Source organism: Acinetobacter geminorum (genome assembly GCF_013009345.1).
Taxonomy (GTDB): Bacteria; Pseudomonadota; Gammaproteobacteria; order Pseudomonadales; family Moraxellaceae; genus Acinetobacter; species Acinetobacter geminorum.
Genome location: NZ_JABELE010000010.1, coordinates 122670 through 140206 on the forward strand (window position 1 = coordinate 122670; position 17537 = coordinate 140206).

The 17537-nt window shown below is 37.8% G+C and carries 21 protein-coding genes and 1 other RNA gene; 13 read left to right on the forward strand and 9 right to left on the reverse strand.

Annotated features, from left to right (window positions below; all coding sequences use genetic code 11):
- Positions 1 to 78: 78 nt before the first annotated feature.
- Together lon and HJG58_RS11285 are read right to left on the reverse strand one after the other, a co-directional pair.
- The gene (gene lon / locus HJG58_RS11280; protein WP_002117591.1) at positions 79 to 2508 is read right to left on the reverse strand and encodes an endopeptidase La; all 2430 of its coding nucleotides are present in this window, start codon (positions 2506 to 2508) and stop codon (positions 79 to 81) included.
- A gap of 444 nt (positions 2509 to 2952) precedes the next feature.
- Positions 2953 to 3537 carry a 5-formyltetrahydrofolate cyclo-ligase gene (locus HJG58_RS11285; RefSeq protein ID WP_171545273.1) on the reverse strand — a complete coding sequence of 195 codons (585 nt, stop codon included), beginning with the start codon at positions 3535 to 3537 and terminating at the stop codon, positions 2953 to 2955.
- Positions 3538 to 3777: 240 nt separating this feature from the next.
- Here HJG58_RS11285 and HJG58_RS11290 point away from each other — a divergent pair, with 240 nt between their 5' ends.
- The 3 genes from HJG58_RS11290 to HJG58_RS11300 all read left to right on the forward strand — a co-directional run bounded on the left by HJG58_RS11290 (position 3778) and on the right by HJG58_RS11300 (position 4763).
- Positions 3778 to 4122 carry a hypothetical protein gene (locus HJG58_RS11290; protein WP_170248921.1) on the forward strand — a complete coding sequence of 115 codons (345 nt, stop codon included), beginning with the start codon at positions 3778 to 3780 and terminating at the stop codon, positions 4120 to 4122.
- A gap of 112 nt (positions 4123 to 4234) precedes the next feature.
- The gene (locus tag HJG58_RS11295) at positions 4235 to 4348 is read left to right on the forward strand and encodes a hypothetical protein (RefSeq protein ID WP_002117788.1); all 114 of its coding nucleotides are present in this window, start codon (positions 4235 to 4237) and stop codon (positions 4346 to 4348) included.
- A 94-nt stretch (positions 4349 to 4442) separates the two neighbouring features.
- The gene (locus HJG58_RS11300; RefSeq protein WP_170248922.1) at positions 4443 to 4763 is read left to right on the forward strand and encodes a hypothetical protein; all 321 of its coding nucleotides are present in this window, start codon (positions 4443 to 4445) and stop codon (positions 4761 to 4763) included.
- Positions 4764 to 4894: 131 nt separating this feature from the next.
- Here HJG58_RS11300 and ssrS read toward each other — a convergent pair.
- The 3 genes from ssrS to HJG58_RS11315 all read right to left on the reverse strand — a co-directional run bounded on the left by ssrS (position 4895) and on the right by HJG58_RS11315 (position 6113).
- A non-coding RNA gene (ssrS, locus tag HJG58_RS11305) (6S RNA) lies at positions 4895 to 5079 on the reverse strand.
- A gap of 192 nt (positions 5080 to 5271) precedes the next feature.
- A complete protein-coding gene (locus HJG58_RS11310; protein WP_005070547.1) occupies positions 5272 to 5556 on the reverse strand; it encodes a cell division protein ZapA in 285 nt (94 codons plus the stop codon).
- Positions 5553 to 6113 carry a hypothetical protein gene (locus HJG58_RS11315; protein ID WP_002117619.1) on the reverse strand — a complete coding sequence of 187 codons (561 nt, stop codon included), beginning with the start codon at positions 6111 to 6113 and terminating at the stop codon, positions 5553 to 5555. The genes HJG58_RS11310 and HJG58_RS11315 overlap by 4 nt, the downstream gene beginning before the upstream one ends.
- Before the next feature lie 64 nt (positions 6114 to 6177).
- Between HJG58_RS11315 and HJG58_RS11320 the strand changes: the two genes are divergently transcribed.
- The 5 genes from HJG58_RS11320 to HJG58_RS11340 all read left to right on the forward strand — a co-directional run bounded on the left by HJG58_RS11320 (position 6178) and on the right by HJG58_RS11340 (position 11125).
- The gene (locus HJG58_RS11320) at positions 6178 to 6807 is read left to right on the forward strand and encodes a UPF0149 family protein (RefSeq protein ID WP_170248923.1); all 630 of its coding nucleotides are present in this window, start codon (positions 6178 to 6180) and stop codon (positions 6805 to 6807) included.
- 67 nt (positions 6808 to 6874) lie between these two features.
- Positions 6875 to 8197 (forward strand): Xaa-Pro aminopeptidase, encoded by a 1323-nt coding sequence (gene pepP / locus HJG58_RS11325; RefSeq protein ID WP_170248924.1) that lies wholly within the window; start codon positions 6875 to 6877, stop codon positions 8195 to 8197.
- A gap of 31 nt (positions 8198 to 8228) precedes the next feature.
- Positions 8229 to 9437 (forward strand): 2-octaprenyl-6-methoxyphenyl hydroxylase, encoded by a 1209-nt coding sequence (gene ubiH, locus HJG58_RS11330; RefSeq protein WP_170248925.1) that lies wholly within the window; start codon positions 8229 to 8231, stop codon positions 9435 to 9437.
- On the forward strand, positions 9434 to 10666 hold the full coding sequence (locus HJG58_RS11335) for an FAD-dependent monooxygenase (RefSeq protein WP_170248926.1): 1233 nt from the start codon (positions 9434 to 9436) through the stop codon (positions 10664 to 10666). The genes ubiH and HJG58_RS11335 overlap by 4 nt, the downstream gene beginning before the upstream one ends.
- Positions 10667 to 10873: 207 nt before the next feature.
- Positions 10874 to 11125 carry a hypothetical protein gene (locus HJG58_RS11340; RefSeq protein ID WP_002117665.1) on the forward strand — a complete coding sequence of 84 codons (252 nt, stop codon included), beginning with the start codon at positions 10874 to 10876 and terminating at the stop codon, positions 11123 to 11125.
- A 38-nt stretch (positions 11126 to 11163) separates the two neighbouring features.
- Here HJG58_RS11340 and HJG58_RS11345 read toward each other — a convergent pair whose 3' ends face one another.
- A complete protein-coding gene (locus tag HJG58_RS11345) occupies positions 11164 to 11565 on the reverse strand; it encodes a MerR family transcriptional regulator (protein WP_044100633.1) in 402 nt (133 codons plus the stop codon).
- Positions 11566 to 11630: 65 nt separating this feature from the next.
- On the opposite strand from HJG58_RS11345, the gene HJG58_RS11350 reads away from it, so the two are divergent.
- Positions 11631 to 12272 carry a cation efflux transmembrane domain-containing protein gene (locus HJG58_RS11350; protein WP_170248927.1) on the forward strand — a complete coding sequence of 214 codons (642 nt, stop codon included), beginning with the start codon at positions 11631 to 11633 and terminating at the stop codon, positions 12270 to 12272.
- Between the two features lie 55 nt (positions 12273 to 12327).
- On the opposite strand, the gene HJG58_RS11355 is transcribed toward HJG58_RS11350, so the two are convergent.
- Positions 12328 to 12930: a LysE/ArgO family amino acid transporter gene (locus tag HJG58_RS11355; RefSeq protein WP_170248928.1), complete on the reverse strand. Its 603-nt coding sequence runs from the start codon at positions 12928 to 12930 to the stop codon at positions 12328 to 12330.
- 105 nt (positions 12931 to 13035) lie between these two features.
- Here HJG58_RS11355 and HJG58_RS11360 point away from each other — a divergent pair, with 105 nt between their 5' ends.
- Positions 13036 to 13926 carry a LysR family transcriptional regulator ArgP gene (locus tag HJG58_RS11360; RefSeq protein WP_170248929.1) on the forward strand — a complete coding sequence of 297 codons (891 nt, stop codon included), beginning with the start codon at positions 13036 to 13038 and terminating at the stop codon, positions 13924 to 13926.
- Positions 13927 to 13928: 2 nt separating this feature from the next.
- Here the strand turns inward: HJG58_RS11360 and HJG58_RS11365 are convergent, their stop codons facing one another.
- Together HJG58_RS11365 and rsmI are read right to left on the reverse strand one after the other, a co-directional pair.
- Positions 13929 to 14315, reverse strand: a complete 387-nt coding sequence (locus tag HJG58_RS11365) for a hemin receptor (protein WP_170248930.1) — start codon at positions 14313 to 14315, stop codon at positions 13929 to 13931.
- A gap of 99 nt (positions 14316 to 14414) precedes the next feature.
- Positions 14415 to 15251: a 16S rRNA (cytidine(1402)-2'-O)-methyltransferase gene (gene rsmI, locus HJG58_RS11370; protein WP_170248931.1), complete on the reverse strand. Its 837-nt coding sequence runs from the start codon at positions 15249 to 15251 to the stop codon at positions 14415 to 14417.
- Between the two features lie 209 nt (positions 15252 to 15460).
- Here rsmI and HJG58_RS11375 point away from each other — a divergent pair, with 209 nt between their 5' ends.
- The 3 genes from HJG58_RS11375 to HJG58_RS11385 all read left to right on the forward strand — a co-directional run bounded on the left by HJG58_RS11375 (position 15461) and on the right by HJG58_RS11385 (position 17516).
- Complete coding sequence (locus tag HJG58_RS11375) at positions 15461 to 15862, forward strand: YraN family protein (protein ID WP_005070523.1); 402 nt, start codon at positions 15461 to 15463, stop codon at positions 15860 to 15862.
- A 79-nt stretch (positions 15863 to 15941) separates the two neighbouring features.
- A complete protein-coding gene (locus tag HJG58_RS11380) occupies positions 15942 to 16649 on the forward strand; it encodes a BON domain-containing protein (protein ID WP_170248932.1) in 708 nt (235 codons plus the stop codon).
- Between the two features lie 3 nt (positions 16650 to 16652).
- Entirely contained in the window at positions 16653 to 17516 is an 864-nt protein-coding gene (locus HJG58_RS11385; protein WP_086264913.1) for an alpha/beta hydrolase, read from the forward strand.
- Positions 17517 to 17537 lie beyond the last annotated feature (21 nt).

Here is a 17537-nt window from a genome sequence, read left to right on the forward strand (position 1 = left end):
GAGGATGGTTGGATATTTTTCAATCAAATTATGTAACAAAAAAAAGAGAGCCCAAGCTCTCTTTTTCCATATTTTTAATTAGTGACGTGCTGCTTTTGAGCCTTCCACCGGTTTTACAATCGGTGTTTTAGGTAAAGGTTTTGGCATCGAAACTAATGCTAAAGGCAAGATGTCATCAATACTTTTCACAGCTTTGATTTCCAAACCTTCTTTAACATTCGCAGGAATTTCTGCTAAGTCTCGAACGTTGTCTTGAGGAATAAAGACAAGCTTGATTCCACCACGGTGTGCTGCAAGAAGTTTTTCTTTTAAGCCACCAATACGCATTGCACGACCACCTAAGCTTGTTTCACCAGTCATTGCAATATCAGGACGAATTGCAATACCTGTAAATGCTGATACAAGCGCAGTTGTTAATGCTAAACCAGCAGATGGACCATCTTTTGGTGTTGCACCTTCAGGTAAGTGAACGTGTACATCAGTTTCTTCAAAACGAGAAGCTTCAATACCTAACTCATCGGCACGTGTACGCACTAAAGTCATTGCTGTAGTAATAGATTCTTTCATTACGTCACCGAGCGAACCAGTCGTAATGAATTTACCTTTACCTTTGACAGCTGCAACTTCAATTGTAAGTAATTCACCACCTACAGATGTCCAAGCTAGACCATTTACGCGTCCTACTTGTGCTTCATCTTCTGCGATACCGAAGTCAAACTTGTGTGGACCTAAGTATTCTGGAAGATTGGCAGAAGTCACATCAAGTTGTAAGTTTTTAGACTTTTTACTTACTGCTTCTTTTACCACTTTACGCGCAATTTTAGATACTTCACGTTCTAAACTACGTACACCAGCTTCACGTGTATAACGCTGAACAATGTCACGAATCGCTTCTTCATGAATTGTTAACTCTTTTGGACGTAGACCATTGTTCTTAATTGCTTTTGGAACAAGGTAACGTTCAGCAATGTTAACTTTCTCATCTTCGGTATAACCCGGTAGACGAATAACTTCCATACGGTCAAGCAAGGCTTCTGGAATATTCATACTGTTTGCAGTACAGATGAACATCACTTCAGATAGGTCAAGATCAAGATCTAAATAGTGATCGTTGAACTTACTGTTTTGTGATGGATCTAATACTTCAAGCAATGCAGAAGCAGGATCGCCACGGTAGTCTTGCGCCATCTTGTCAATTTCGTCGAGTAAGAACAATGGGTTCTTCACGCCAACTTTTGTTAAAGATTGCACAATTTTACCTGGCATCGCACCAATATAAGTACGACGGTGACCACGAATTTCTGCTTCGTCACGTACACCACCAAGTGCCATACGAACAAATTCACGACCAGTTGCTTTCGCGACAGACTCACCAAGTGAGGTTTTACCTACACCAGGAGGGCCTACTAAACATAGAATCGGACCTTTGAGCTTTTTAACACGCGACTGAACAGCTAAGTATTCAACAATACGGTCTTTTACGTCATCTAAGCCGTAGTGATCTGTATCGAGAATTTCCTGTGCTTTCGCAAGGTTGATACTCACTTTGCTCGCTTTATTCCACGGTGTATCTAAAATTACTTCTAGATAGTTACGTACAACAGCTGCTTCACTAGACGCTGGTTGCATTGCTTTAAGCTTACGGAACTCAGCTTCAGCTTTTTTACGTACGTGTTCAGGTAAATCAGCTTCAGCAAGACGTTTCTCTATTTCAGCAACGTCATCTTCAGCACCGCCATTCATGTCAGAAAGTTCACGTTGAATGACTTTCATTTTTTCATTTAGAAAGTATTCACGTTGATTTTTTTCCATTTGGCGTTTTACGCTGTCATGCAAAGTTTGTTCAATTTGCTGTTCAGCAGATTGATTTACCAAGTAGCTCATAAGCTCTTGCAAATGTGCTTCAAACTCATCGTGCTCTAAAAACTTCTGTTTAATTTCAATATTTAGAGGCACACGTGTTGCTACGAAGAACATGAGTTGTAGCAAGTCTTCAATTTTATTAGCCGCAGCAACGAGTTCGCGTGCATTACGTAATTTTGCTTCAGCATATTGAGCAAATAAAGTACGCAACTCTTGCAAACGAGTTTCTTGAGTAGCTTTATCTACGTTAATTGTCATTGGACTTAAGCTGTGTTCAGCAGTCAAATGGCTATCTTCATCGATAATCTTTTCAAGTTTAGAGCGATGTAAACCTTCAATAAGTACTTTAATGCAGTTTTCATCATTCTCATGATTTACGACTTGAACAATCTTAGCGACAGTTCCGTACTGATAAAGGTTATCGTGATCAATTTCTTCTGTAAGCGAATCTTTTTGCGCAACTACAAATACTAAATTGTCACTGTTACGAGCCACATCAACTGCATTGATCGATTTTTCACGACCCACGAATAACGCAATTTGCATGTGTGGGTAGACCACTACATCACGTAACGCTAAAAGTGGTAATACACTTGGAACCTGAGGCTCTAAGTCAGTTTTTTCATTCATAATAAGTTCAGACATGGGCACTCCTAATGAGTGACAACGAGGTTGCCATGTTTTTTATAGTGATGTGTATTTCAAAAATTACAAGGGCCTCTCTATAGAAAATGTGGAAAAAATGACTAATTTAGTCAACTTTTTTATTAAAATATTATGAATCAACGGATTAATTCTTAAGAAGAATACAATTTTGTAGAAAGGATAGGTAATTTAGCTTAATAATTATGAAATATTCATGTGGTAAAAAAGACGTTTGGATGGAAAATAACCATTTTCTTGTGTCATTTATCGGCATTGTATAATTAACAATAATGCAAAACTTATTTAATATTGAACGTTAAATAGCCATGTTAATATAAGTTGGTAAATCGGTCTGTCACGTAGAAGTAACCACCCTTAGGGTGGTTACTTTTATGATTTTAGGGGCATTAAAAACTTAAGACTAATTTTAATTTTCTATAAATATTATCTTTTAAAATAATAAATATGTTGAGGGGTGAGTAAAGCATCTAAGGGTTGATCCCAACTTTGACGTTTTAAAGTATGTTCAATAAATTGAAATTGATGAGCCATTCCCAAACGATAAGGCTTATGTTTTGCACTAGCCAATGTACGGTCATAATAGCCGCCTCCCATACCAATACGCGTACCGTATTGGTCACAAGCTAAAAGTGGCATGAGCAATAAATCAAGTTTAGATACATGTTTTCCTCTTGTTGCCATGGGTTCTTTCATACCCAATGGATGATGAGAAAAACGTCGATTTACATATTGGTTTTTAGATATTCTTACCCAGACTAAACGTTGGTTCATAGAACAAATCATAGGTAAATAAACTTGTTTATTTTTTTGAAAACATAACTTTATGATCAGATCTGTATGAACTTCTCCGAAGGCATGTAAATATAAACCAATTTTTTTTGATGAATGAAAAATAGCAAGACGGTTTAAATGATGGAGAACATTAAGCTGAGCCTGTTTTTGCTCAAATGAGCTTAAAGAACGTCTTTTAGATCTTAAATTTTTTCTAATAAAGCTGAGTTCATTCATGTATAAATCTAACTAAGATTAAAGATCAGTCGTGCAAAATTATACCTATTTTTCCACTGCTTTATGGAAATAGAAGGGTAATTCGAAAATAACTTAAATTCGTTGAACCAATAGTCATAAATTGATCTGATCTATTGTGTTTAACTATTAAAAATTCTATTTCTTTACGTATTACCAGTATTTATTTACATTTAATAAGATTAAGTATATTTAAAAGATTAATGCAGAATTGTTAAACCTATGAAGTTGAAAATTTTAACCATTACAATAAGCGCTGGTCTGCTACTTGGTGGATGTACGAAACAAGCCGAACCTGAAGCGGCAGAAGTTGATTATAAAGCTCAATTTGAAGATTCAGACCGTAAAATTGGAGAGTTTTTAGATCAACTAGATAACCCGAATACGCCTCAAGAAGTTAGAGTCAAAATCTTATGTTATGACTATCCAGAAGTTTATAAGACCCAATATATGCCTGCCTTAATAAAAATTTCGCCTAAACCTTATACCGAAGAGAAATTATTAGCGGATTTGAAAAGTGCGACTGACTATTATAAGGATGCTTTTGCGATTAGATGCACTCAATAATTTTTTATTGAATTTAATCTCAAAAAATCTGATAAATGTGAATTGATTGGCATTATTGGGTTGTGATAAATTTTCTTTTGTCTTTATAAGTGAAAGTTCAGGGGATTGAGATATGGAAATCTTAAAGTTCTTACAGAGTTTTAATACAGTTGGTACATACTTAACGATCGCTTCAACAGTTTTAGTAGGTCTAATTATTTATTTTTATGTGATTAATCCAGCATAAAAACCTTTAAAAGAAATAGGGATCAATTTCCTATTTTTTTTATTAATAATAAAATTCTGTAATTAATTTAAAGCTATAAAAATAAGGTAGGTATATGAAGTTCAGATTATTTTTTCTTGGTTTTTTAGCTTTTGGTTGTTATGCCGATGAAAGTGTAAGTGACCCCGAAATTTGTAATGTGGTGAAGAAAGTTTCTTATACTGTCATGGAAGCGCGTCAACAAAAAGTCCCATCTAAAGACTTGCAGCATATAGCGAATAGTCTTGAAGATCCAAAGGCAAAACAACTTTATCAAGATCTAATTACTTCTGCTTACTCAACCAAAGTATTCAAGACCACCTTCTTTAAAAGAAAAGCGATAGAAGATTTTCAAACAGCTTGGTATCAAGAATGCCTGAGTAGAAAAGAAAATTAACTTTGAGTGCAGAGATTCATTGATCTTTAAAATAATAATGTTATGAATTATTGAATGCTTGAGAGAAGTATCGTACTGACAGGTCTGTATGAAAGGATGAGTGTTCTGAATTTTATTATTTAACTAAAAATAAATGCTCCGAAGATGCCGCTGCATGTGTCGTTACCCTGAACCCGACGAGTTCAAGGTGGACGCGACGTATACTTGCTGGGTTTCCTACTCGAAGGTAGGCATACACTCTAAATATACAGAACGCAATCCATAAGTTTAAGTATCGGCAGGGGAATAGACCCGCTGGCGAACATCCCAGAGATAGCTTAAGTATAACCGATCTGACTATGTTGGCAATCACTTGAGTCTATGGAACTGTAAACTTAGTTTGCGTTTGATGAAGCTTTGTTCATTGAAAGTGGATAAAACGATATTCAACCGTAATGAATAGTCAAAAATAAAAAAGCCTTGCATCTATGATTTATAGAGCAAGGCATTTTGTAGTAATCAAAGCTTGTTAAATAACTTGTTCCACATCTTCTAAGATTGTTTGCAATAAGCGTTCACAGTGAGTGTATTCCTGCAAAGATTTATTAAGGCTTAGCACTTCTTGAGTTAATTGTAGAGCGACCATAATGACTAATTTGTTGTGCTCAACGCGTGGGGCACTACGGCGCATGTCATTAAATTTCTCATTGAGAAGTTGTGCTGCGCGTTCAAGTTCATCTTTTTTATCTGAGGTAGTTGCGAGTCTAAAAGTCTGCTCAATCAGCCTAAGCTCTACCATGACTTGTTCACTCATGATTGGATCTCCTCACCAGTTTCAGCATTAGGATGCGCAAGTTGCTGGATTTCTTGAGCGTGTTGATCTTGAGCAGTGCCTAAAATTCCTAAACGCTGAATAATGGCTTCAACTTTTGATTTGGCAAGCTCATTTTTTTGTAACAAACGGTCACGATCTTGTTGTAAATCATGCAGCTCTTGTTGGGTTTGACGCTGGTGGGCTTGTAACTTTTCTTTTGCAACACGTAATTCATTTCGTTCTGCAAGAATTTCTTGAAAACGATTTTTTAAATCAGTTGTACTTTTTTCTAATCGACTATAACGTTCGGCAAGTGTGTTAGCATCTTGATTCAATTGTTGAAATTGGCCTTTTAACTGAGAAAGTTGCTCAGTTACCGACTCAATTTCCTCTTGTTTTTTAGTGATAATACTATTTTTTTGCACAACTTGTGCGTGATGCTCTGTTTCAGCCAGTTCTTTAGCTTCTGAGAGTGCCGCATGTTCACTCTCTAAATGATGTAAGCGTGTTTTTAAAACGCTAATATGCGCTTGTAGCCGCTGTAATTGTTCTAACATAACGAGGTCGCACAGAATTGCAATCAAAGGTAATATATACAAAGTATAGAGATTGGATAAACGAATGCAAGACGATATTTCAGGCTGGACAGATTGGAACGCTCATTTTGAAGGAATTGAAGAAATTTCAAGCCCTAGTGAGTTACATGGTCTATTAACAGGTATTGTTTGTGTGACAGAAGCGCCTACGCGTGCAGAATGGTCACAAATTTTAACAACTCTTAATGTGCCAGAGTTAAGTGAAGATGCTTTAGCGCTTTTGACTGAAGAAGCAGAAGATGTGGTTCATGCTTTATCTGAAGATGAATTAGATTATCTACCAATGCTTCCAGATGATGAACATCTACTTCAAGAGCGTGTGCAAGCATTATCTGATTGGTGTGCGGGTGTTGTGTTAGGTTTTGGTTTGGCATCGGGTCATGTTCGTAGTGATGAGCGTGAATTGATTGAACACCTTCAAGATGTTGCAGCAGTTGAATTTGAAGATTCTGACAATGATGAGGAAGGTGAAAGCAGTTACGAAGAATTGTATGAATTTGTACGCTTGATCCCTGTAAGCTTGTCGATTGGTAGAAAAAAAATCACTGTAGCTGAAAGTTCTTTATTGAAAAACTTTCATGCAAAAAGTAAAACTGCTGCTCTAGGTACAGATCAGAATATTGTAGAAATGTTCACACCACATCGTCCAAGCTAATTAAGGCGATGTGTTATTGGTTGTATTTTATTTTTTGACTTTAAAATTCTAAATCAAGTAGATCATTATGAAATTGCCTCAAGCTGATTTTCAACATCGTAGAGACCGTTTAGCAGAAAAAATGGGTCCTAACAGTATTGCAATTATTGCAACGCGTGAGGAGATGTACCGTAATCGTGATGCGGATTATAAATTTCGTGCCGATAGTAGTTTTTTCTATTTGACGGGCTTTGCTGAGCCTGAGGCAGTTGCAGTTATTGAAACTTTTGAGGATGTAACTGACTATAGCTATAGTCTTTTTTGCCGTGAACGTAACCGCGAGATGGAAATCTGGAACGGTTACCGTGCCGGAATTGACGGTGCAATCGAAGACTATGATGCAGATGAAGCCTATGCAATTGATCTGCTTGATGAAGAAATTATTGAAAAGTTATTAAATAAAGAACGCCTTTATTATCGGATTGGGCAAAATGCTGCGTTTGATGCACGAGTGAGCCAGTGGATTAAAAAAGCAGATGCGGAGCATCGACATCAAGGTGCTCCAGCTCAACTGGTACAGCTCGACCGTATTGTCGATGAAATGCGTTTAATCAAGTCACCACAAGAACTTGAGCTGATGCAAACTGCTTCAAAAATTAGTGCTCAGGCACATACCCGCGCGATGCAAATGGTGCGTCCAGGTATGATGGAATATGCGCTTGAAGCCGAGCTCAATTATATATTTGGGCAAAACGGCTGTGTCCCGTCTTATAACAGTATTGTTGGTGGTGGGGCTAATGCCTGCATTTTGCACTATGTTGAAAATAACCAACCTCTTAAAGACGGTGATTTAGTCTTAATTGATGCTGCATGTGAATATGAGTTCTATGCCTCAGATATTACCCGTACTTTTCCGGTCAATGGTAAGTTTAGTGCTGAACAAAAAGCATTATATGAAGTTGTATTGGCTTCTCAATATGCAGCGATTGATGCAGTACGCATTGGCAATTCGTACCGTGAGCCTCATGAAGTAGCCGTTAAAATTTTAACTGAAGGCTTGGTTGCTTTAGGCTTACTCAAAGGTGATGTTAACGAACTTATCGAGACCGAAGCATACCGTCAATTTTATATGCATGGTACAGGCCATTGGTTAGGAATGGATGTACATGATGTCGGGTCTTACAAAAAAGGTGAAGACTGGCGTCAATATGAAGAAGGTATGGTCGTTACCGTTGAACCCGGCCTATACATTGCACCAGACGATGAAACTGTAGATAAAAAATGGCGTGGTATTGGTATTCGTATTGAAGATGATGTGGTCGCAACCTCGAAAGGTCCACGAGTTTTAACTGCTGATGTAGTTAAAAATATTGCAGATATTGAACATTTAATGGCGCAAGCTAAATCATAATTAAACGTATTCGCCAAAGGAGCACAACTCGATGCAACAACAAGTGATTATTGTAGGTGGGGGAATGGTTGGACTTAGCCTTTCACTCATGCTGGCGAAGGCTAATATTGCAGTAAAGCTGTTAGAAGCTGTGAAATACCCAAACTATGATGATCAAAATGTTGCCCCTTATCATTCCAGTTTTGATGCGCGTAATACGGCTTTATCGCGTCGTAGCGTCCAGATTTATCAGAAGCTGGGATTATGGGATGCATTACAGCAGCACGCGACTCCAATTTTACAAGTTCACATTACTGAACAAGGCAGTTTTGGTAAGGCACGATTAATTGCAGAACAAGAAAAAGTCGAAAGCTTTGGGCAGGTGATTGAAAATGCTTGGCTGGGTCGGGTTTTATTGACTCAAGTACGTCAGCAGCCTTTGATTGAGCTGATTGATGGCGTTCAAGTGACTGCTTTAACTCAAGATGCTGAGCAAGTACATATTGAGGCTAAGCGTGGTGATGAGGTTTTAAAACTTGAATCAAAACTATTAATCGCCGCAGATGGACGTGACTCTTTCTGTCGTCAGGCAATTGGCGTCGGTGTTAATGTTCATGATTATGATCAGGTTGCAATTGTCACTACCGTTCAGACTTCAAAATCCCATGAGCAAGTAGGTTTTGAGCGTTTTAGTGCATTAGGTCCTTTAGCGTTGTTGCCTTTACCGGGTGAATATCGCCGTTCGGTTGTATGGCCTGTTAAAAAAGGCACTGAAAGTGAGTGGTTAGGTGAAGAAAACGACCAACACTTTTTAGATGCTTTACAACAAACTTACGGTGACCGAGCTGGTAAATTTGAAAAAACCGGCAAACGCTTTAGTTATCCGCTTTCACAAGTGCTCGCACATAAACAAGCTGTAGGTCGTGTTATTTTGATGGGTAATGCCGCACATACAATCCATCCTGTTGCAGGACAAGGTTTTAACCTATGCCTACGTGATGCGGATGTTTTAGTACGGTATTTAGTGAACCAGCTAACCGCTTCTGACGATATCGGTAACCCAGATAATTTACTGGCCTATGAACAAGCTCGTTTGTCAGATCAACAACGAGTGATTAAGTTCTGTGACACCGTGGTTCGTGGTTTTAGTAACCAAAATCCATTATTAAAATTAATTCGTAATACGGGATTAATTGCATTTGATGTCATTCCAGGTGTTAAACCACTGGTAGCGAACTATGCAATGGGGCTAAAAGCATGAGTGAAGTGTTAGATGTTGTCATTGTTGGTGGTGGACTGGTTGGTGGTTTAACAGCTTTATTACTTGCGCAAGGTGGTGTACAGCCTACTGTGCTTGATGCTGCTCCTATACTGGATGTTGAAAAAACACTAAGTGTGATGAACCCACGTGTTTTAGCACTGAGCCAAGCGACCATTCATTTACTTAAAACTGTCAATGTTTGGGATGATCTAGCACGTCAAATGCCATATACAGGCATGCAGGTATGGAATTTGAATGGCTACGGTGAAATTAATTTTGGCCATGAGTCTGTACAAAGACCAATGCCAGAACAGTCTTTAGGTTCTATGGTTGAGCCAAGTGTATTGAATGTTGCCATTCAGCAAAAAATGCTTGAACAGTTAACAGACTATCGCACTCAAGTTCGCGTGACTCGCATTGAGCAGGGTGTTGGATGTTGGCATATTGAATTAGCAGATGGCACGACACTTAAAACAAAACTGCTGATTGGTGCAGATGGTGCCAATTCATTTGTACGTGAACAAGCCTTTATTGACCTAGATGTCTTAGATTACAAGCAAGCAGCGATTAGTTGTGCCATTAAAACATCTAAACCCCACAATCATGTTGCTCGTCAAATTTTCTTACCTACAGGGCCTTTAGCCTATTTACCGATGGCTAGTCTTGAAGAAAGTGAAAATGGCTACTGGCAGTCAATTGTCTGGACACTACCTGATGATTATGCCGATGAATATTCTGCTTTAACCGATCATGAGTTTATGCAGCTTTTAACCCGAGAAAGCCAACATATGTTGGGTGAAGTATTAGATGTACGTTCAAGAGCCCAATTCCCGCTCAAAGCGCGCGCTGCAAAACAGTATGTGAAAGCTGGTTTAGCTTTAATTGGGGATGCAGCACATGTGATTCATCCACTTGCTGGACAAGGCGTAAATATTGGTTGTTTAGATGCAGCCGTACTCTGTGATGCATTACTACATGACTTAGGGCGTGGTGCATGGGCAAATGAACAGACACTATTACGTTATGAGCATCGTCGTAAAGGCGAAAATGACGCAATGATGCATAGCATGTCAGCAATTGGCTGGTTGGAAAGAAGTGAGCTATTTCCATTTATCTGGGCTCGGAATGTGGGACTCAAGCAAGTTGAACAAATTTCCTTCTTAAAAGAGCGTTTTATGCAACAAGCAAACGGTTTAGGGGCTTTACAAAACACCCAGTATAGTCGTTAAAATAATTACGAAGTTTATGCTCTACTGGTCTAAATAAATATCAGTAGATATTTTTTAAACAATCATTTATATATCATTACCAATTGGGTTGAAAAAGATACACATTTGACCAATTTGGCTCTTTGCTAAATGCAAAGAGATTGCTAAATTTCTGAGGTCTTAGGACCATAGCGATGATGCAATAGAAATCATTCTGGGGAGTGAAAAATGTCAGATATCAATGATTATGAAGATGCAGAAGATTCTGCTGTAGATGAAGATGAAGCGAAGGCAGCTGAAAGCGGTGCAGCTGATGAAGAAGCAAGCAGTATTAATGATACCGATATTGCTGAGGCAGAAACACTGACTGTGACTGCTAAGCAAAAACAGCGCCAAGCGCTAGAAGATGAAGTTGCCGCATTTTTAGCTCGAGGGGGGAGAATTACCGAAGTTCCTCCAGATGAACATAGCGACCATTAATCCTAAAAAGCATCACATGAGTGATGCTTTTTTTATTTTTAAAGAGAGTTTTGAAGCTCTCTCAAGATCCCGCACTCATCTACTGTTCGGTTGGTAGAGCAGTGCTGTTTTAAATCAATCAAAGATTCTTTTAAAAGTAATAATCGTTCGATTTTTTCTGATACTTCTTTTAAGTATTTATCGACTAAATTATCAATTTCTGTACAGGCCTGTTTAGGCTGAGTTTTCATTTCTTTTAATGTTTTAATATCACTTAGTGAAATATCTAATTCACGGCAATGCTTAATAAATAAAAGGTCTGCAAGTGTTTGTTCGGTATAAACACGATAATTATTTTCTGAACGTTGGATGCGATCAAGTACACCTACTTTTTCGTAATAACGGATAGTATCAATTGGAATATCCGCTTTTTTTGATAATTGACCAATAGAAAGACTCATAAGACTTGACTCTGGAGCTACTCAAGGGTTTTTAATCACTATAAAAGAGTTTTTGAGGAAATAAAATGGCTGGATGTGGTTGTGCTTCAACATGTTCTCCTTCAAAGAAAGTGAGTCCACGTTTTAGAAAAGCGTTATGGATTGCACTTGTGATCAATGCCTTAATGTTTGTGGTGGAAATATTGGGAGGTTATAAGGCCCAATCTGTTTCACTTTGGGCAGATGCATTGGACTTCGCCGGAGATGCAGCAAACTATGCACTATCTTTAGTCGTTCTTTCGATGAGTTTATATTGGCGTGCAACTGCGGCATTACTTAAAGGCATAACGATGGCGGCTTTCGGCATTTTTGTCATTGCGAAAGTGGTCTGGTCATATTTTTATGGTGTTTCACCCGAACCAATGGTGATGGGGGCAATTGGTGTAATGGCTCTAATTGCTAACGTTTCTGTCGCGCTTATGCTTTATGCATTTCGTGATGGGGATGCAAATATGCGTTCTGTTTGGTTGTGCAGTAGAAATGACTCAATTGCTAATATTGCTGTAATTTTAGCGGCGGTTGGGGTATTTGGAACAGGCAGTGTATTTCCTGATTTATTGGTTGCCTTTGTCATTGCTTACTTAGGAGTATCCTCTGGCTACGCTGTTATAAAACAGTCACAACAAGAAAGAAAACAGGCAAGAGTTATAGTTGCGAGTGAAGCATAATATTAAAGCATAATAAAAAAGGATCTTTTATATGATCCTTTTTTATTTTAAGCCGTTAAAACAAGAGGGTTATAGCGATACTCCACATAACGCAACCAATAAGGAAATCTAAAATTTTCCAAGCTTTGGGATTGGTAAATAGTGGCTTTAATAATCTTGCACCATAGCCCAGACTAAAAAAGAAAACCCAAGAGGCAAGAATGCTCCCCAAAGCAAAACTCACTTTGTCTTCAAGCTGAGTTGCAACTGAACCAATCAGAACAATAGTGTCTAAATAGACATGAGGATTAAGCCAAGTAAAGGCAAGACAGGTCACTAATGCTTGAGTTAATGTTTGTTTTTGACTGCTATCAAGGTCCATACTTTGGGTAGTCTTAAATGCAGCATAAAATGCTTTGGCACCATAAACTAATAAAAACGTTGCCCCTAAATATTTAGCTACGGTAATTAAGATAGGTGATGCCGTCATGATTTCGGCAAAGCCTAATACACCACAGGCAATTAAAATTGAGTCGGACAGGGTGCAGATTAAACACAACCAAAATACATATTGCTGTTTAAGTCCTTGTTTTAGGACAAAAGCATTTTGAGCTCCAATTGCTACGATAAGCCCACTGCCAATACCGAAACCTTTAAAAAATATACTAAGAGAGAACATAACAATAAGATGGAAAAATCAGATGTGGGAATTATCTGACTTTTTATTGAGAAATAAGTAAAATTAAGAATATTTAGGTTTGGCTAAAAATAATTTAGGTTTGATATGTTAGATAGCAAACAATGTGAAGCCTTTCTTGCAGTTGCAGAATTGGGAAGTTTTGATGCAGCAGGAGAGTATTTATATATTACGCCCTCAGCAGTGTCCTTACGCGTACAAGCTTTAGAAAAGTATTTAGGACAAATACTAATTATACGTGGCCGCCCTTGTGTGCTCACTCAAACAGGGCAAACTTTATTGCAGCATTTACGTCATACGAGATTAATGGAGCAAAATTTATTACAAGGTTTGATGGGGAAATCATCTGAATCTGAATTTTATAAAATTGCTCTAGCTTCAAATGCAGATTCATTAGCAACTTGGCTTTTACCAAATATTCAGCAAACGCTTTTTAAAGAAAAAATCGTGTTAGAACTAAAAATTGATGATCAATCTCACACGCACACTCTACTGGAGACAGGACAAGTCAATGCCTGTATTTCGGCAGAAGAGCAGGTCATGTCAGGTTGTTTAGCTCAACCACTAGGAAAAATGCGTTATAAAATGTTGGCTTCTGCTGATTTTGTAAATAAATGGTTTAGTGCTGGAGTGAATAGAGACACATTAAGAAAAACACCAGCAGTTATTTTTAATCATAAAGATTTAATGCATTCAGAGGTTTTATTAAAAGGATACGGTTTACCGATGCAAAGTTATCCTTATAGTTTTATTCCAGCAACTGATGCTTTCGTCAAAGCAATTCAATTAGGTTTAGGCTATGGCATGGTGCCCGAGTTGCAGGTTCAGTCACTACTCGAAAATGGAACACTTGTTGATATTATGCCTGACGCCCAACTTGATGTTCCTTTATATTGGCACCACTGGAAAAGGCAGTCGCAGCAACTTGATGTATTAACCGAGACGATTGTTCAGTCAGCAAAACATATCTTGAGATAAATTTAAGTCCGTGAGCGGGCATAAAAATTTGAAACATGCTGAATATAAAACTCTATATCTTGTGCTGAGTAACCTAAAAGTTGTCCAATTCTACGGTCAAGCTCTAAGCGATCTTCGAGTTGAGTCTCCTTTAGTGATTTTTCAATACATAACACAAGTTCATTTAAATCTGCTAAAGGTGCATTTTTATGGATCAGCATAATTGAAAATGGTAAAGGTAAAGAGGTTTCAATATCTTTACTCAGCATAGATAAAGTGCCTTGCTCGAGATGCTCTAAAAACTCGGTAGGTAATAGATCATAAAATAAAGCGATAGGTTTCTCGCCTGAAAGTAATAATTCTAGTTCAGACTCTTCATGCGGCCCAAGTTTTCCAAGCTGTACAGTCATGTAAATACTCTTATTTTTATCTTTAATATTATTATGCAAAATTTATGCACAGTGATGATGAAGACTATTTATTGTTCATCACTGTGCTTAATCAAAAGATTAAGATTGGGTTAACTCAAGCGCACGTTGATAAGCAACTTTTTTCTTAATACCTGTTAAATCGGCAGCCAGTTGAGATGCCGCTTTAACAGATAAATCTTGAAGTAAACGCTTTAAAAGCTCATCTAGTTTTTCTTGTTCCAGATCTGTCTTTTCTGGTGCACCGCCAACTACAAGAACAATTTCGCCTTTTTCTTGGTTGTGATCATTTTCAATAAAACTGACCAAATCTTTTAAAGTCATTTTTTTGATGGTTTCAAAGGTTTTGGTAATTTCACGTGCGAAACCTACAGGTCGGTCTTCACCAAATACCTCAGCCATATTTTTTACACACTCTAAAATACGGTGGGGCGCTTCATAGAAAATTAAGGTCTGAGTTTCATTTTTGAGTTTTTCTAATTGAGAAATACGTTGAGAGGCTTTTGATGGCAAAAATCCTTCAAAACTAAAACGATCGCTCGGTAGGCCTACTGCACTTAGAGCGGCAATCGCAGCACATGCGCCAGGCACAGGAACAACCCTGATACCATGTTCTTGAGCAGCTCGAACTAACTTAAAACCAGGGTCACTAATAAGCGGTGTACCTGCATCACTAATTAAAGCAATGTCATCGCCTGCAAGTAATTTTTGAACCAACTGCTCAATTTTATTGCTTTCATTGTGGTCATGGCATGCAGTAAGTTGAGTCGATATATTATAGTGCTTAAATAATTGTGCTGATTGACGTGTATCTTCGGCAGCTACAATAGAAACTGATTTTAAAATATCAATTGCACGGAAAGTCATATCATCTAAGTGCCCGATTGGGGTGGCTACAACGAATAACTGAGCACTCATTTGGTTTTACTCCGTACAGATAAACAATTTTAATGGGGTAGTTTACCCGAAATTATGATTTGGGCGTGAACAATGTCTACCAACCTTTGCTTTTCCAAAATGATCTGATTTTCATTTGTTCAATTTAAATCGGAAAGTGGAGTTGGTTTTAACGAAATAATTTAAGCATCAAAATATGTGATGCTACTTTTAATTTGGGGAAGATAAGAATGCTATTAGCGCAGCAGTTGGGTAAATGGGCAGAGCAAACGGCTTTAAACCTGTTGCAAAAGCAAAACTATGTATGGGTAACCAGTAATTATCATTCACGCCGTGGTGAAGTGGATTTGATTGTTAAAAGAGGACAAGAACTGGTTTTTGTCGAGGTAAAAGCGCGTACTATAGGAAATTATGGACAAGCTTGCGAAATGGTAACGAGAACAAAGCAGAAGAAAATTATTAAAACCGCGATGCGTTTTTTACAGCGCTACCCATCTTATCAGGATTTTTATTGTCGTTTTGATGTGATTTGTTTTGATTTTCCACAGAAAATTGCAAAAACAGTACAGCAAGACTTTTCAAATTTCCATTATGATCTGCAATGGATCGAAAATGCATTTACTTTGGATTAAGAGTTCATTACTCTTTTGAGCAAATTAAAACCGATGTTTTATGATCAAGCCAAGAAGAGATTGATAGGAGTCTGGTGGAGTGTTGAAACGTATTGCTGTAACAGCGCTTTGTGTCGCAAGTTTGTCAGGTTGCGCAAGTTTTATTTCTGGTGGAACAGGTACAGCTCCAGTCGGAACAGATAGTGGTGTACGTAGCTTAGGTCAGGTATTCATTGATTCTTCAATTAAACGTACAGCGAATATTAACCTCTATAAGCTTGATCAGCGTTTTAAACAATCTCGTATTAATATCGAAAGCTTCCATAGCACAGTATTGTTAACTGGTCAGGTGCCAGACCCTTACTTGAAACAGCTAGCAGAAGACAATGTTAAAGCCATGAGTGATGTAAAAGCTGTACATAACTACATTACCGTGGGTAATAAGGTCAGCTATAACACGATCATGCAAGATGCTGGTGTAACTGCAAATACACGTGCTCTATTAATGAAAGCACCTGTAGTGTCTGATAGTAAAGTGCTGGTACATACGGAAGACGGCGTACTTTATGTAATGGGTCGATTGAACACTGCAGAAATTAATGATTTGAATGATGTGCTACAAAAAGTAGGTAACGTTACCAAAATTGTGACGCTCATTGATAACGTTGATTTAGCACCTGCGCCAGCAGCAAATACTGCTAGTACAACGACTACACCGATTATTAATAACGTCATTGCTCAACCAACAGTTCAAACTCCTGTTGCAATTGATCCTGACCAAACAGATCCAGCTTCGAATGCACAGTAATATATGAATCTGATTGAACAACTACAAAGTAAAATTGAACAGGCGCGAACTCTTTATAAAGAGTTCCGCCTGTATGATTTGGGGAGTTTTGCTTTAAACCGTTTTACGCCAAAAGATGGTTTTGAACAGGTTCCAAATGTTCGTTATGGGCTAAAACCGCGTCACCGTTTGGATATTTATCGATCTGTTAAAAAACTAGCACATCAGCCCCTTATTGTTTTTGTACATGGTGGTGCTTGGCAACATGGTAATAAGCGAGATTATCTTTTTATTGGTGAGACGTTTGCTAAAGAAGGCTATGACGTTGCAGTTATCAACTATCAACTAGCTCCTAAAAATATTTTTCCGAGTTTTGTTGATGACTTGACACAGGCACTGAATTATTTACATCAAAACCAAGACAAACTAGAAATTTCTACAGAAAATGTTGTGCTTATGGGACATTCAGCAGGGGCATTTAATGTAATGTCTGCTGTTTATCACCCAAAACCAAATCCTATTCAATGTTTAGGTAATATTAAGGCGATTTTTGGTTTAGCTGGACCTTATCATTTTGATTATAAGGGTGACCCACTAGCTGAAGATGCTTTTGATCAAAGTATTTCTTATCAAGAGGTGATGCCATACTATTTCGTCAATCAAAATAGTATTAAACATTACTTGCTCATGGCTGAAAATGATCAGCTTGTCGGTAAAGAAAATACGTTGGATTTGGATCGCGCTTTAAGACAGAGTGGAAATCACAGCCATATCGCTGTGATTCCTAAAACTGGACATATTACAATTTTGGCCAGTCTTTCTAGTTTTATTAGTCACTATTTCAGAACGAAAAGAACGATCTTACATTTTCTTGAAGAAGTGTTTTAAACGAGAGTTTCGTTTAAAACA

What these genes read in the sequence shown, in the direction of transcription:
- lon (WP_002117591.1), bottom strand. Translation starts at nt 2,508, where the DNA reads ATGTCTGAACTTATTATGAATGAAAAAACTGACTTAGAGCCTCAGGTT.
- HJG58_RS11360 (WP_170248929.1), top strand. Translation starts at nt 13,036, where the DNA reads ATGTTAGATAGCAAACAATGTGAAGCCTTTCTTGCAGTTGCAGAATTG.
- HJG58_RS11375 (WP_005070523.1), top strand. Translation starts at nt 15,461, where the DNA reads ATGCTATTAGCGCAGCAGTTGGGTAAATGGGCAGAGCAAACGGCTTTA.
- HJG58_RS11290 (WP_170248921.1), top strand. Translation starts at nt 3,778, where the DNA reads ATGAAGTTGAAAATTTTAACCATTACAATAAGCGCTGGTCTGCTACTT.
- HJG58_RS11320 (WP_170248923.1), top strand. Translation starts at nt 6,178, where the DNA reads ATGCAAGACGATATTTCAGGCTGGACAGATTGGAACGCTCATTTTGAA.
- rsmI (WP_170248931.1), bottom strand. Translation starts at nt 15,251, where the DNA reads ATGAGTGCTCAGTTATTCGTTGTAGCCACCCCAATCGGGCACTTAGAT.
- HJG58_RS11340 (WP_002117665.1), top strand. Translation starts at nt 10,874, where the DNA reads ATGTCAGATATCAATGATTATGAAGATGCAGAAGATTCTGCTGTAGAT.
- HJG58_RS11365 (WP_170248930.1), bottom strand. Translation starts at nt 14,315, where the DNA reads ATGACTGTACAGCTTGGAAAACTTGGGCCGCATGAAGAGTCTGAACTA.
- HJG58_RS11350 (WP_170248927.1), top strand. Translation starts at nt 11,631, where the DNA reads ATGGCTGGATGTGGTTGTGCTTCAACATGTTCTCCTTCAAAGAAAGTG.
- HJG58_RS11355 (WP_170248928.1), bottom strand. Translation starts at nt 12,930, where the DNA reads ATGTTCTCTCTTAGTATATTTTTTAAAGGTTTCGGTATTGGCAGTGGG.
- pepP (WP_170248924.1), top strand. Translation starts at nt 6,875, where the DNA reads ATGAAATTGCCTCAAGCTGATTTTCAACATCGTAGAGACCGTTTAGCA.
- HJG58_RS11335 (WP_170248926.1), top strand. Translation starts at nt 9,434, where the DNA reads ATGAGTGAAGTGTTAGATGTTGTCATTGTTGGTGGTGGACTGGTTGGT.
- HJG58_RS11385 (WP_086264913.1), top strand. Translation starts at nt 16,653, where the DNA reads ATGAATCTGATTGAACAACTACAAAGTAAAATTGAACAGGCGCGAACT.
- HJG58_RS11315 (WP_002117619.1), bottom strand. Translation starts at nt 6,113, where the DNA reads ATGTTAGAACAATTACAGCGGCTACAAGCGCATATTAGCGTTTTAAAA.
- HJG58_RS11345 (WP_044100633.1), bottom strand. Translation starts at nt 11,565, where the DNA reads ATGAGTCTTTCTATTGGTCAATTATCAAAAAAAGCGGATATTCCAATT.
- HJG58_RS11285 (WP_171545273.1), bottom strand. Translation starts at nt 3,537, where the DNA reads ATGAATGAACTCAGCTTTATTAGAAAAAATTTAAGATCTAAAAGACGT.
- ubiH (WP_170248925.1), top strand. Translation starts at nt 8,229, where the DNA reads ATGCAACAACAAGTGATTATTGTAGGTGGGGGAATGGTTGGACTTAGC.
- HJG58_RS11300 (WP_170248922.1), top strand. Translation starts at nt 4,443, where the DNA reads ATGAAGTTCAGATTATTTTTTCTTGGTTTTTTAGCTTTTGGTTGTTAT.
- HJG58_RS11310 (WP_005070547.1), bottom strand. Translation starts at nt 5,556, where the DNA reads ATGAGTGAACAAGTCATGGTAGAGCTTAGGCTGATTGAGCAGACTTTT.
- HJG58_RS11295 (WP_002117788.1), top strand. Translation starts at nt 4,235, where the DNA reads ATGGAAATCTTAAAGTTCTTACAGAGTTTTAATACAGTTGGTACATAC.